The following is a 13,204-nucleotide window of genomic DNA, read 5'->3' as shown; positions in this document are numbered from 1 at the left end:
AAGTGTGGCATTGCCCACGGCGAGATTGTTTTTGCGGTGGGCTTTATGTATGGGGCTTCGTCTTCAGGGGGAAACCAACGCAATTGCTATCAGTGTGAGGGGGAGCAGGAATTGTAAAAATCCCGTTAGGGATAGAGGGATTTTGCCGGTGGAGTAGGAAAACATGAGCAAAGGTAAGATTGATATCGCACCTGCCAGCCAAATCAGATTGCTCGATAATGTACCCAATTCACTGAGTTGAGTGATGGGCAAGTCAAGTAAAAAAATAGCGGGCACCAAGCAGCTTGTTAGAAAAAGCGTTTCTATGAATAATCCGTTTGCCGCGTCCAAAGAGGTAGATTTCTTGAGGTACGTGTAGAGTCCCCATGTTAGTGCAATCAATATAGATGTCCCGTGATTAAAGTTGTCGATCAGCACCATGAGAAGGGCAACCAAACCAAATACGAGAAAAGTAAACAGCGCTTTTCCCGTGCTTACTCGCTCGCGATAAATCATTGTTCCCAGCGTCACTGAAATGATAGGCGCCAGCAGGTAGCCGAGACCGCTCTCCAGAATGTATCCGTTAATGGATGACCAGATGAAAACGCCCCAGTTGATAGCGATAAGCAGCGACGCGATGCAGTGCAGCCGAATCAGCTTTAGCGTGTATCGTTCTATTTGATTGTATCGCCGAAAAGTGAAAATCAAAAAAGCGAGAATTAAAGTGGATAGCGAAACTCTGTAGGCAACCAACGTGAGGGACGAAACGTCGTTAAGCGCTCTCCAGTAAACAGACGACGCCCCTAATAGAACATTCGCCAGCGCAGATAAAATAATCGCTAACGCAGAAGTCTGGCGACTTTCTTGCTGTGTTTTCTGCATGTCAGTGCTACCTGTCGGTCATCCGTTGTCAGCTTCTTGCCGGATTGGGTCTACATCAAACCCCTCACTTCCCAAAAGTATGTAGTTCTTTTCCTGTGCTTTTTTGCAGAAAGGGGAAGGGAGTTTGGGGGGGTTGAGTTTTTTTTCGCGCCCTATACCCGCCACCCCCATTTCATGCGATCTTCCCGTCATTCGCCCTGGAGTCGCCTGGATGCCCTCATTTATCTCCGATCACCCGATGCTCTGCGCCCTGGCGCTGATCCTCATTGACATCGCCGTGTGGCGGCTTATCTCCGCCAACCTCGCCAACTGGAAACTCGCGGCGCGGTTGGTGATCTTCGCTGTCTTCAGTGCCGTGCTGTTCAACGACGGCATGAATCCCATGCTCGTCGCGCCCTATGCCGACAACACCGCGTTGCACATGGCTGCCACGGCGTTGCAGATTGGTTGGTGGTTGTTCGCTGCGCGTACGCTGACGGTGTTGCTCGGGGCGTTGATGATGCAGCGGGTCGGGCATACCGGGCGGTTGTTGCAGGATTTGATGGGCGCGGTGATTTTCCTGATTGCGATCATCGCGGCGCTGGCCTACGTGCTCGACTTGCCAGTCAAAGGCGTGCTTGCGACGTCCGGCGCGGTGGCGATCATTGTCGGCCTGGCGTTGCAAAGCACGTTGAGCGATGTGTTTTCCGGGATCGTGCTCAACACCACCAAGCCCTATCAACTGGATGACTGGATTTCCATCGACGGCACCGAAGGCCGGGTCACCGATATCGACTGGCGCGCCACGCGCCTGCAAACCTCCCAGGGCAGCATGGCGGTGATTCCCAACTCCCTGGCGGCGAAGGCCAAGATCATCAACTTCTCGCGCCCGGCGGACATGTTCGGCCTGGCAGTCAGCTTGCAGGTCAGCCCCCATGCGCGGCCGCAAACGGTGATCGAAGCGCTGGAGCGTGCCATGCAGGGGTGCCGGCCGTTGTTGGCCAAGCCCGCGCCGAGTGTGGCGTTCAAGACTTCCGCGAGCGGTGGCGTGGAGTATGAAATCAGCGGCTTCGTGCCGGCCATGCCCCTCAAGCGCGAAGTGCGCAACCAACTCTACGACCTGGCGTTCCGGCACCTGCAAGCGGCGGGTGTGAGCCTGCTGTCTCCTGGCGAAAGCGCGACCCCGGTGCCAACTTCCCGAGCACGGGCGTTGCTGGACAGTTCTTCGATTTTCTCGACCCTGCGCCAGGAGGAAAAAGACACCTTCAGCCAGAACATGACCCTGCACAGCTACCGTCCCGGCGAGATGATTTTGCCGGCGGGGGAGGTCAGCGATCATTTGTTTATCGTGGAGTCGGGTGTGGTGTCGGTGATGCTGATCAAAGGCGGTCATACCTTCGAGGCCGGGCGCATGGGCCCTGGAGAGGTCATCGGCGAAGCGGGGATTTTGACCGATCAGGCCGCGTTGGCGGACTTCACCGCCAAGACGTTCTGCACCCTGTACCGCATTGAAAAGGAATACCTGACGCCGTGCCTGGACGCACGACACGACATCGCCGACGCCATGAAAACCCTGCTGGACTTCCGCTTGCACGCGGCCCAGGCCCTGACCCAGGACGCGCCCGTGGTGCCGGTCAAGAAGGGCTTTCTACAGTGGCTGCGCAAGCGCGGTCTTTGACAGACCGCACAGGCACACAGAGATCCCCTGTGGGGGGGGGGGCTGTGATGGTTGAGGGAGAGCGGGGGTTACTGCAGGTTCACATAGAGGCCGCCATCGACGAGCAACGACGCGCCTGTGACATAACGCGCCATATCCGAAGCCAGGAACACAATCGGCCCAGCCACATCATCCGGCTCACCCAACCGCCCCAGCGGGGTGCGCGAGGTCATGTAGGCGAGTTTTTCTTCGTCGGCCAGATCGTCCTTGTTGATGTCGGTGGCGATGGTCCCCGGCAGTACCGAGTTGCAACGAATGCCATAGGGCCCCAGTGCAATGGCGCAGGACTGCATCAACGAATGCAGCCCGGCCTTGGTTGGCGTGTAGTGGGTTTGCATGCCGCCGCCCACCAGCGCGCTGATGGAGCTGACCGCGATGATCGCGCCGCCACGGCCCTGGTTTTTCATCTGGTTGGCCGCCGCCTGCACGGCGAAGTAGGCGCCGTTGAGGTTGGTGTTGACGGTTTTCAGGTAGACCTCGCGCGGCATGTCGAGGAACGAGTGGAACGGGCAGATCCCGGCGTTGTTGACGAACACGTCGACGCTGCCGAACGCCTTCACCGCGCCAGCCACCAGCTTGTCGCCGGTGTCCGGGTCGGCGGCATCGCCACCCACTTCGATGGCCGCACCGCCAAACGCCTTGATCTCTTCGATCAGCGAATACGCCGCCTCGCTACCCTGGCCGCTGCCACTGTGGCCGATCACCACGCGGGCGCCCTGGCGTGCGCATTCACGGGCGGCGGCGCGGCCGATGCCACGGGAGGCGCCGGTGATGATCACGGTTTTGTCTGCAAGCAACATAAAAACACTCCTTCAAAAATAGGCGGCGTCAGCCGAGGTAATTACCGTAACCGACCATGGCGATGGCGCCGAGGATCACTGCGATACCGGCCACCAGCACGCCCTTGTTCGCGGCGCTGGTGCCGTGCCATTCGCGGAAATACAGGCCCCAGCAGTTGGACACGATGATGATGAATGACATGTGCAGCACCCACGAACTGGCGTCGTTCTGCAGGCGGCTTTCGCCCATGCCGTAGAAAAAGAATTGCAGAAACCACAGTGTGCCGGCGATGGCCACCAACAGGTAATTGCCCAGCAATGGCGTGCTTCGATCGAAATAGTTATGGAAGCTGCGGTTGCGCCAGTTCAGCCACAGGCACCAGATGCCGTTGGTGGTCAGCCCGCCCCACATGATCACCATAAAGGTCACGTTGTTCTGGAACAGGCTGTTGGCGCCGTGCTCCACAGCCGCAGCGGCCAGCGGGCGGCCGGCAGAAATGCCGTAGCTGAAACACGCACTGAGCACCCCGGAAATCACCGCCACCAGCATGCCCTTGCCCAGGGAAAACTCGCTGACACTGGCGAACTTCACCGCCTCGGACACTTCCCGTTCCTTGATCAGCCCAGCCTTGCCGCACACCGCAATACCCACCAGCGACACCGCCACGCCCCACAACACCCAGTGCCCGCCCTGAGAGGCCAGCATCGAAGTCAGGGTGCCTTCGGTTGCATCGGTGAACAGGTCGCGGTACAGCGCCGGCATCAGCGCGCCGAGGGCCGAGGTCAGGCCCATGATCAGCGACATGCCCAGGGACAGCCCGAGGTAGCGCATGGTCAAGCCGAAGGTCAGCCCGCCGATGCCCCACAACACGCCGAACAGATAGGTCCACAGCAGGGTGCTGGTGTCGGCGTTGCGCAGGATGTCTACCCAGCCCGGCACCGTCAGTTGCGCCGCGATCAACGGCACGATCAGCCAGGACACCAGGCCGCCGGTGATCCAATAACTTTCCCAGGCCCAGCCGCGGACCTTCTTGTAGGGGATGTAGAAACTGCCGGAGGCGAAGCCGCCGATAAAGTGCAGAATCACACCAAGGAGAATGATTTCCACGTAGTCGAATCCTTTTTATTGTTGTTGTGCATCGGTTGGTTCAGGGCCGGGACAGGTGGAACATGGGCAGCAAAACGACGCTGGCCGGCGAGGCGTCTGCATGGCTGGGCATGATGTCCTGCATGTAGCTCCACCAGCGTTGCATCAGTGCGGTGCCGGGCAGTTCGTCCAGGCCGTGGGCGTCTTCATGGGTCAGCACGGCGAACAGCGCGTTGGCCGGTTCGTCGAGGTAAATCCGATAGTCCACCACACCCGCGTCCAACAACGCCTGGGCCAGTTCGGGCCAGATCTCGTCGTGACGCCGGCGATATTCATCGGCCTGCCCGGGGTTGAGGTTCATGCGAAAGGCACGGGTCTGCATCACTGCGCTCCATGGGTCGGGGTGTAGATGCGCACTGCGTTGTGCAGGAAAAACTGCGCCTGCACGGCTTCGGGTTTGTGCGCCAGGCAGCTTTTCACGAGCCCCAGCGTGGTGGCGAAATCCGCCAGGTGATCGCTGTTGGGCCAGTCGCTGCCGAAGAAACAGCGCTCGTCGCCAAACGCTTCCCACAACACCGCCAACCGGTCGTTGTAGAACGCGGTGTCGACGATCAGGCCGTGCGGGCCGACATGGGGGATTTCCGCGAGTTTGGCGAATACATTCGGCCGCTCCGCCAGGCGCAGCAGGTCGGCGTGATAAGCGGCCTCTTCACCGGCCGGCACTTGGGCATTGGGCAAATGGTCGACGATGATGCGCAGCTCGGGCAGTGCATCGCTGAGCTTCAACAATCCCTTGATCAAACGCGGGTTCGGGTTGGCACTGTCCAGGCTGCGCCCGCTGGCGGCCAGTTGGCGCAGGCCGTTGATAAAACCGGGGCGCGTCTGATCCAGAAGCAGGTCGCGGTCCCACAGGTTGCCGTAGCGCAGGCCGAGGAACAGTGGCTCTTGCACCAGTGCAGCGAGGTCGGCGGCGAAGTCGGCGTGCAGCGGGTCCAGGTTGCCGACAAACCCGAGCATGCGCGGGTCGCTGCGCAGGGTTTCGAGGATCCAGCGGTTGTCGTCGCGCCATGGGCTGGCTTCCACCGCGATGGCGCCGACCACATTGTGCGAGCTGGCGACGGTCCAGTAATCGAGGGGTAAATGCGCGGCATACAAGCGGTTGCCCGGCTCGGGCCACGGGATGCCCTGGGGGCGACGCGGATCGAACAGGTGCAGATGACTATCGATGATAGGGCCGGTATAGAGCGTCTGGGGCATTGCGCAATCCTTGTGGGACTCTGTCAGGAACGGCCAGCACGCTACCGCGCACCGGCCCATTTCACCACCTCAGCTCTGCAGGTACACCACATGGGTATGGGTGTATTCATAGAGGCCGTGCTTACCATCGGCACCGCCGATCCCGGACTTACGCACGCCAGCATGGAAACCCTGCATGGCCTCGAAGTTTTCGCGGTTGACGTAGGTTTCGCCAAAGTCGATCTCGCGCACCGCGTGCATGGCCTTGCCCAGGTCACGGGTGTAGATCGACGAGGTCAGGCCGTAGTCACAGTCATTGGCCAGGGCGATGGCTTCGTCGAGGTCGTCGACGATCTGGATCGGCAGCACCGGGCCGAAGATCTCTTCGCGCATGATCTCCATGTCGGCGCGGCAGCCGGCCAAAACCGTCGGCTGGAAGTGAAAGCCCGCGCCAAGGTCAGCGATCTGCCCGCCGCTGACCAGCGTGGCGCCCTGGCTCAACGCGGTGCGCACCTTGCGATTGACGTTGTCCAGGCCCTGGCGGTTGATCAGCGGGCCCATTTCCGCATCGGCCATGGCCAGCGGATCACCGTAGCGCGTGGCCGACATGGCCGCGCTGATGCGCTCGATAAACTGATCCGCGACCTTGCGCTCCACATACACCCGCTCGGCGCAGTTGCACACTTGCCCGGTGTTGATAATGCGCGAGTCGCGGATGGCTTTGACGGCCAGGTCCAGGTCGGCATCCGCCAGCACAATGGCCGGCGCCTTGCCGCCCAGCTCCAGGTTGAGCTTGGTAATGTTCGGCGCGGCGGCGGCCATGATCCTGGAGCCGGTGGCAACGCTGCCGGTGAAGCTGATCATGTCCACGCCTTTGTGAGCGGTGAGTGCACCGCCGACCTGGCCATCACCGCAGACCACATTGAACACGCCGGCGGGCAGGTCGGTCTCGGCCACCAGTTTGGCGAATTCAAAGCAGTTGTTCGGGGTTTCTTCACTGGGCTTGATCACGATGGTGTTGCCGGTGAGCAGCGCAGGGGCCATTTTGCGTGCGATCAAAAAGAACGGGAAATTCCACGGAAGGATGCCCGCCACTACGCCCAAGGGTTTGCGGAACAGGAAGATGTTTTCGTTGGGCCGGTCGCTGGTGATGATCTCGCCTTCGATGCGGCGCGCCCATTCGGCCATGTAGTCGAGGTAGTCCGCGGTGAAATTCACTTCGACTTCGGCCAGCCCGCTGACCTTGCCCTGTTCCAGGGTGATGGTGCGGGCCAGGTGCGCGACGTTTTCTCGCAGCTTGGCGGCGATACGGCGCAGGTGCCCGGCGCGTTCGATGGCCGGTTTGCGTGCCCACTCTTTTTGCGCACCCCGTGCAGCGGCGAGGGCCTGGTCGACGTCAGCGGCGGTGGAGGCGGGCACCTTGGACAGCAAGGCGCCGGTGGCCGGGTTGAGCACATCGAGATGGGCTTCGCTGGAGACGAAGCGGCCATTGATAAAGTTCTGGTACACGGGAACGGATGACATGGGCAGCTCCTTAGTAAGTGCGCGACGGCGCTTTCGCGTCGGTAACCGGGCGATAGCGGACGAGGGTGGCCAGGGCGCTCTGGCGCAGCAGGCTGATGTCGATGGCCACGGCGATAAAGCGGCAACCCCAGGCCTGGTAGCGGCGTGCGTCGTCTTCGTTGGGCGCCAGGATGCCGCAGACCTTGCCGGCGGCGAGGGTGGCGTCCACCGCGTGCCGGATGCGCTCCTGCACCTCGGGGTGGCCGGGGTTGCCGGCGTGGCCGAGGCCGATGGACAAGTCGGCGGGGCCGATAAATACCGCATCCACGCCTTCGACAGCGGCAATCGCCGCGACGTTTTCCACGCCCAGGCGCGACTCCACCTGCACGATCAGGCACAGCTCTTCGTGGGCGGTTTGCAGGTAGTTCGCCACACCATCCCAGCGGGTGGCGCGGGTCAAACCGCCGCCGACGCCGCGGATGCCGTGGGGCGGGTAACGCATGGCGCGCACCAGGGCCTGGGCCTGTTCGGCGGTTTCGACCATAGGGATCATCAGCGTCTGGGCGCCGACGTCGAGCAGTTGCTTGATCAGGCTGGCGTCGCCATTCACCGCACGCACCACCGGCGCGGTGGCGTAGGGCGCCACTGTCTGCAATTGGTTGAGTACGCTGGGCACGGTGTTGGGCGCGTGTTCGCCGTCGATCAGCATCCAGTCGTAACCCAGGCCTGCGACGATCTCGGCGGCGTAGCCGGTGGCGAAACCGGCCCAGATGCCGTACTGGGTGGCGTCGTGCGCCAGGGCGGCCTTGAAGCCATTGCGGGGCATGTTCATGGCAGGTTCCCTTAGCGGTTATACGGACGGTGCAGTTGGCAATCCGGGTTCAGGTCAACGCCGAAGCCGGGCTTGTCGAGCACCGACAGGCGCATGCGGCCATTGATTGGCACCGGTTCGCCGAGCAGTTGCGGGTGGAACATCGGCACCACTTCATCGGCCTTCGGCGCCATCATCAGGAATTCGGCGAACGGGCTGTTTTGCCGCGTGGCGACAAAGTGGTAGCTGTACACCGAAGAGCCGTGGGGCACGACCATCGCGTTGTGGGCGTCGGCCAGGGCCGAAATTTTCACCAATTCAGTGAGGCCACCGCACCAGCCAACATCCGGCTGGATAATGTCGCAGCAGCCCATTTCCAGCAGCATGCGGAAACCCCAGCGGGTGGCTTCGTGTTCGCCAGTGGTCACCAGCATGCCCTTGGGCACGTTGTTGCGCAGGGCCGCGTAGCCCCAGTAATCGTCCGGGCTCAGGGCTTCTTCGATCCACTTGAGCCCGTGTTCATGGGCGCCGATCGCCAGTTTGGTGGCGTAGTTGAGGTCCAGGCTCATCCAGCAATCGAGCATCAGCCAGAAGTCCGGGCCGACCCGCGCGCGCATGTCCGCCAATTGTTCGAGGTTTTTGCGCAGGCCTTCTTCGCCTTCGCTGGGGCCGTGGTGCAGGGGCATCTTGCCGCCGATAAAGCCCATTTTCTGGGCCAGGTCCGGGCGGGCGCCGGTGGCGTAGAACTGCAATTCGTCACGCACCGCACCGCCGAGCAGTTGGTGCACCGGCTCCTGGCGGATCTTGCCGAGCAAGTCCCACAGCGCCAGGTCGACGCCGGAAATGGTGTTGATCACCAAGCCTTTGCGGCCGTAGTAGAGGGTGGACTGGTACATCTGGTCCCAGATCTTTTCGATATCGGTGACGCGGGCACCTTCGATAAAGCGCGCCAGGTGCTTTTCGACGATATACGCCGCCGGTTCGCCGCCGGTGGTCACAGCAAACCCGACGGTGCCGTCGCTGGCTTCGATCTCCACCACCAGCGTGCCGAGCACGTTGATGCCGAAACTGCGGCGGCTCTGGCGGTACTCGGGGTATTTGCTCATGGGTGTGCAGATGTGATCGTCGATCCAGTGGCCGTCGGCCTGATCGTGGTAATCGGCGCCGCCGCCTCGCAATACAAAGGCGCGCACGTGTTTGATAGTGAGATGACCCATGGTAAGACTCCTGGCGTTAAACAGTGGCCGGCGTGTTCGATGCAGTGCGGCCGGGTGAATGGATGCCCAGTACCAGCAACGCAGCCAGTACCGTAGTGGCGGACAGCAGGTACAAACCGGCTGCCGGGGAATGGAAGGCGCCTTCGGCCCAGTGCTTGATGACCGGTGCGATAAAGCCGCCGAGGGCACCGAAGGAGTTGATCAGCGCAATGCCCGCTGCCGCAGCGCTGCCCGCCAGGTAGCTCGACGGAAAGGTCCAGAACACCGGCTGCACCGCGATAAAACCCGAGGCGGCAAAACACAGGGCGAGCATGCCCAGCAACGGGTTGGTGAAGGTCACCGAGCAAGCGATGCCGGCAGCGGCCATCAATAACGTCAGGCAAGCGGTGCGGCGACGCTCGCCGGTGCGGTCGGAATAACCGGGGATCCACCACGCGGCAAACAGTGCGCAGATCCACGGAATCGCCGAGACCAGCCCGACCATCAAGCCAACCTTGGTGCCGAGCAGGTCGCCCACTTGGGTCGGCAGGTAAAACACCACGCCGTAGACGCTGGCCTGGATCAGCAAATACACCAGGCACAGGTACAGCACCGATGGCTGGCACAGCACGTTCAGCAGGCTGCGGCCGTGGGAGGTTTTGTGTTGGTCTTCTGCATCCAGCAAGGTCTGGATTTGCTCGCGCTCATCCGCGCTCAGCCACTTGGCATCGGCGGGACGGTTGTCCAGGTACCAGTAGGCCCAGATGCCCACGGCGGTGGCCATCAGGCCTTCCACCGCGAACAGCCACTGCCAGCCATGGATGCCAGCGAAGCCGTCCATCTCCAGCAGCAAACCGGACAGCGGGCTGCCGAAGATAAATGCCAGGGGCGCGCCAAAGTAAAAGAAACCCATGGCCTTGCCGCGTACGGCCTGGGGGAACCAGTAGGTGAGGTAGAGGATCACGCCGGGGAAGAAGCCGGCTTCGGCCACACCGAGCAAGAAACGCAGCAGGTAAAAACTGGTTTCGTTGTGGGCAAACACCATCGCCGCCGAAATCAGGCCCCAACTGACCATGATGCGGCACATCCACAGGCGGGCGCCGACACGGTGCAGGATCAGGTTGCTTGGCACTTCCAGCAGCGCGTAGCCGACAAAGAACACACCGGCGCCGAAGGCAAACGCGGCATCGCTCAAGCCGGTGTCGGCCTGGAAGGCTTGTTTGGCGAACCCGACATTGGCGCGGTCGAGAAACGCCATGATGTACATCAACAGCAGGAAGGGCAGCAGCCGCCAGGAAATCTTGGCGAGCAGGGGCGCGGGCAGGGTTTTCATGATGGAGTCCGTTGTTTTGTTCTTATGGGACGGACTGTACGGCGACCGAGCAATGCGCTACAAATCGAATCTAGCTTACAAGTGATACCCTCAGGGTATCGATAATGAGGAATTCATGAGTAGTCCCGTCATCTCCCGCAGCCTGTTCAATCGCCTGCGCTACAAGCATCTGCACATGCTGGTGGCGCTCAGTTCCAGCCAGAACCTGCACCGTGCCTCCCAGGCCCTGAACATGTCGCAACCGGCGGCCACACGCATGTTGCGCGAGATCGAGGACATGTTCGGTTGCGACCTGTTCGAACGCTTGCCACGGGGCATGCGGCCTACGGCGCTGGGCCAGGAGCTGATCCGCTTCGCCGAGTCGGCCCTCTGCGGCCTGGACCGTTGCGCCGAGGACTTGATGGCGCGCCAGCAGGGCGGCTACGGCTACTTGTCCATCGGCACCATCATGGGCGCCGCGCCGGACCTGGTGATGGACGCCATCGCGCAGATCAAAGCGCTCAACCCGCAACTGCGCATCCGCATCATGGGCGACACCAGCGACCAGGTGATCCAACTGCTCGAACAGGGCCGCATCGACCTGGCCATCACCCGGCGCAACGCCGCCACCGACAGCGAGCACTACAGTTTCGAGCCTCTGGGCAACGAGCGAATGCTGGTGGTGGTGCATGCCGGGCACCGGCTGGCGCAACGTAAACACCTGGACCTGGCGGAACTGGTGCGCGACTGGCCATGGATCCTGCAACCGCAAACCAGCCCGGCGCGCATCGGCTTCGACCAGGCTTTGCAGGACCTGGCACTGCCGAGCCCGGCGGACATTATCGAATGCAGCTCGGTGTACTCCATGCAGCAGTTGATCCAACTGACCGACGCAGTGATGGTGCTGTCGGAAAGCGCCCTGCGCGATTACCTGAAGATGGGCCTGGTGGTGGCGCTGCCGGTGGCCCTCGATGTGCGCCTGGCACCGTTCGGCATGCTGCTGCGCAAGGGCGAGGGTGTGAGCGGGGAATTGGGGCTGTTTATGGATTTGCTGCGGCAGAAAGCGGCGATGCTCTAAACGCAATGTTGAAAAGGGCATGGTGTCGCGGCAGGATATTAAATAGAATGAATCTCATTTGAGACTCACTCGCGCCGTGCAGGTTGCTTGCCATGAATGATGCTGTTGTCCCGACGCATGCCCCTGAACTGACGCTGTCAAGCTTGTACCGTGACCATCGCAGTTGGCTGGAAAGCTGGCTGCGCCGGCGCCTGGGCAATGCCTGGGATGCGGCGGACCTGAGCCAGGATACGTTCCTGCGCGTACTGGCCAGTGCCCAGCCGATTGCACAGATGCAGGAGCCGCGGGCGTATCTAGTGACGGTGGGTAAGCGCCTGTTGGTGAATTTTCATCAGCGTCGCAGCCTGGAACAGGCGTATATGAACGCCCTGGCCAGCTTGCCCGAAGCCTGTGTGCCGTCCCCCGAACAGCGCTGGCTGATGCTGGAAACCCTGCAAGCCCTGGATGAATTGCTCGATGGCTTGCCCGTGCTGGTGCGCCGCGCCTTTTTGTGGAGCCAACTGGAGGGCCTCGGTTACCGCGAGATTGCCGAACGACTGGACGTGTCCGAGCGCACGGTCAAGCGTTACATGGCCCAGGCCTACGAACATTGCCTGCTGGTGGAACTGTGAGCCGCGACGTCGCCCGTGCTGCCGCCCAGTGGCTGGCGCTGCTGGAGTCCGGCGCGGCCACCGAGCGTGATCACGCCGCGCTGCAGCACTGGCGCGACAGCCATCCGCAACATGAACAGACCTGGCAGAAAGCCCAATCCCTGCGTCAACGCTTCAGCGGCTTGCCCCAGGCACTGGCGATGGCCAGCCTCGACCGCCCGCAACCGGGCCGGCGTGCGGTGCTCAAGCGCGCATTGGGCGTGGCGGCGCTGCTGCCGACGGCTTGGCTGATCAGCCGCCAGTTGCCCATCGACACTTGGCGGGCCGACCTGCATACCGCCACCGGCGAGCGAAAACGCCTGCCGTTGGCCGACGGTGCCAGCCTGCAGCTCAATACCGCCACGGCAGTAGACGTAGACCTGGCGCAGCGCCGCATCAGTCTGGTCGACGGTGAACTGGCGCTGACGGTGCCGGGCACGGCGGCGATGACCGTGCACACCCGCTACGGTGAACTGCGGCTCAGCCAGGCTGAACTCTGTGTTCGGCAACTGGCGTCCGGTTGTCTGGTGTCGGTGCTCAAGGGCATGGTGCAGGTGCGCGACCTGAACGGCCAGACAGCGACCTTGCAGGCAGGCCAGCAAGCGCCGCTCAAGGCCAGTGGACTTGGCGCCTGGGCGCCGTTTGATGTGTTGCAACTCGGTTGGCGCGATGGCGTACTGACCGCGCAGAACCAGGCGTTGGGGGATTTTCTGCGGGAATTGGAGCGCTATCGTCCGGGTGTGTTGCGCTGGGAGCCTCGGCTTGAAGCGTTGCGGGTGACCGGCAGTTTTCGCCTGGACGACACTGATCGCATCCTCAACCTGCTGGCCTCGACCCTTGGCTTTGAGGTGCAGGCGCGCACGCGGTATTGGGTAACACTCAGCTGAGAGCGAGCTTGCCCGCTCACCACAACAGCTTTTATATATCCATATCGAATAAATAAAGAGTTATATATTCCTTTTAATGTCTCTACCGATAGCGCACTTTGAGGGCCTGCGCATTCGTGCGGATTGACC

At 61.8% G+C, this 13,204-nt stretch carries 13 protein-coding genes; 4 read left to right on the top strand and 9 right to left on the bottom strand.

Annotated elements, in window-relative coordinates:
* Positions 1–63: 63 nt before the first annotated feature.
* On the bottom strand, positions 64–861 hold the full coding sequence (locus tag AOA60_RS03130; RefSeq protein ID WP_099583151.1) for an EamA family transporter: 798 nt from the start codon (positions 859–861) through the stop codon (positions 64–66).
* A gap of 211 nt (positions 862–1,072) precedes the next feature.
* On the opposite strand from AOA60_RS03130, the gene AOA60_RS03125 reads away from it, so the two are divergent.
* Entirely contained in the window at positions 1,073–2,518 is a 1,446-nt protein-coding gene (locus AOA60_RS03125) for a mechanosensitive ion channel family protein (RefSeq protein ID WP_099583150.1), read from the top strand.
* 68 nt (positions 2,519–2,586) lie between these two features.
* On the opposite strand, the gene AOA60_RS03120 is transcribed toward AOA60_RS03125, so the two are convergent.
* The 8 genes from AOA60_RS03120 to AOA60_RS03085 form a co-directional block, all read right to left on the bottom strand.
* Entirely contained in the window at positions 2,587–3,357 is a 771-nt protein-coding gene (locus AOA60_RS03120; RefSeq protein WP_099583149.1) for an SDR family NAD(P)-dependent oxidoreductase, read from the bottom strand.
* Positions 3,358–3,385: 28 nt separating this feature from the next.
* Positions 3,386–4,444 carry an L-rhamnose/proton symporter RhaT gene (gene rhaT / locus AOA60_RS03115; protein ID WP_099583148.1) on the bottom strand — a complete coding sequence of 353 codons (1,059 nt, stop codon included), beginning with the start codon at positions 4,442–4,444 and terminating at the stop codon, positions 3,386–3,388.
* 40 nt (positions 4,445–4,484) lie between these two features.
* Entirely contained in the window at positions 4,485–4,805 is a 321-nt protein-coding gene (rhaM, locus tag AOA60_RS03110) for an L-rhamnose mutarotase (RefSeq protein ID WP_099583147.1), read from the bottom strand.
* Positions 4,805–5,680 (bottom strand): amidohydrolase, encoded by an 876-nt coding sequence (locus AOA60_RS03105; protein WP_099583146.1) that lies wholly within the window; start codon positions 5,678–5,680, stop codon positions 4,805–4,807. The genes rhaM and AOA60_RS03105 overlap by 1 nt, the downstream gene beginning before the upstream one ends.
* A gap of 69 nt (positions 5,681–5,749) precedes the next feature.
* Positions 5,750–7,183: an aldehyde dehydrogenase gene (gene aldA / locus AOA60_RS03100; protein WP_099583145.1), complete on the bottom strand. Its 1,434-nt coding sequence runs from the start codon at positions 7,181–7,183 to the stop codon at positions 5,750–5,752.
* A gap of 10 nt (positions 7,184–7,193) precedes the next feature.
* On the bottom strand, positions 7,194–7,994 hold the full coding sequence (locus AOA60_RS03095; RefSeq protein WP_099583144.1) for an aldolase/citrate lyase family protein: 801 nt from the start codon (positions 7,992–7,994) through the stop codon (positions 7,194–7,196).
* Positions 7,995–8,005: 11 nt separating this feature from the next.
* Entirely contained in the window at positions 8,006–9,190 is a 1,185-nt protein-coding gene (gene rhmD / locus AOA60_RS03090; RefSeq protein ID WP_099583143.1) for an L-rhamnonate dehydratase, read from the bottom strand.
* Positions 9,191–9,206: 16 nt separating this feature from the next.
* Positions 9,207–10,502 (bottom strand): MFS transporter, encoded by a 1,296-nt coding sequence (locus AOA60_RS03085; protein WP_099583142.1) that lies wholly within the window; start codon positions 10,500–10,502, stop codon positions 9,207–9,209.
* 115 nt (positions 10,503–10,617) lie between these two features.
* Here AOA60_RS03085 and AOA60_RS03080 point away from each other — a divergent pair, with 115 nt between their 5' ends.
* The 3 genes from AOA60_RS03080 to AOA60_RS03070 all read left to right on the top strand — a co-directional run bounded on the left by AOA60_RS03080 (position 10,618) and on the right by AOA60_RS03070 (position 13,075).
* Positions 10,618–11,559, top strand: a complete 942-nt coding sequence (locus AOA60_RS03080) for a LysR family transcriptional regulator (protein ID WP_099583141.1) — start codon at positions 10,618–10,620, stop codon at positions 11,557–11,559.
* A gap of 92 nt (positions 11,560–11,651) precedes the next feature.
* The gene (locus AOA60_RS03075; RefSeq protein ID WP_099583140.1) at positions 11,652–12,170 is read left to right on the top strand and encodes a sigma-70 family RNA polymerase sigma factor; all 519 of its coding nucleotides are present in this window, start codon (positions 11,652–11,654) and stop codon (positions 12,168–12,170) included.
* Entirely contained in the window at positions 12,167–13,075 is a 909-nt protein-coding gene (locus AOA60_RS03070; protein ID WP_099583139.1) for a FecR domain-containing protein, read from the top strand. The genes AOA60_RS03075 and AOA60_RS03070 overlap by 4 nt, the downstream gene beginning before the upstream one ends.
* The last annotated feature ends 129 nt before the right edge of the window (positions 13,076–13,204 follow it).

It is taken from the genome of Pseudomonas sp. 2822-17, assembly GCF_002742485.1.
In the GTDB taxonomy this organism is placed as follows: domain Bacteria; phylum Pseudomonadota; class Gammaproteobacteria; order Pseudomonadales; family Pseudomonadaceae; genus Aquipseudomonas; species Aquipseudomonas cyclaminis.
This window is presented reverse-complemented; position numbering and strand designations above follow the sequence as displayed.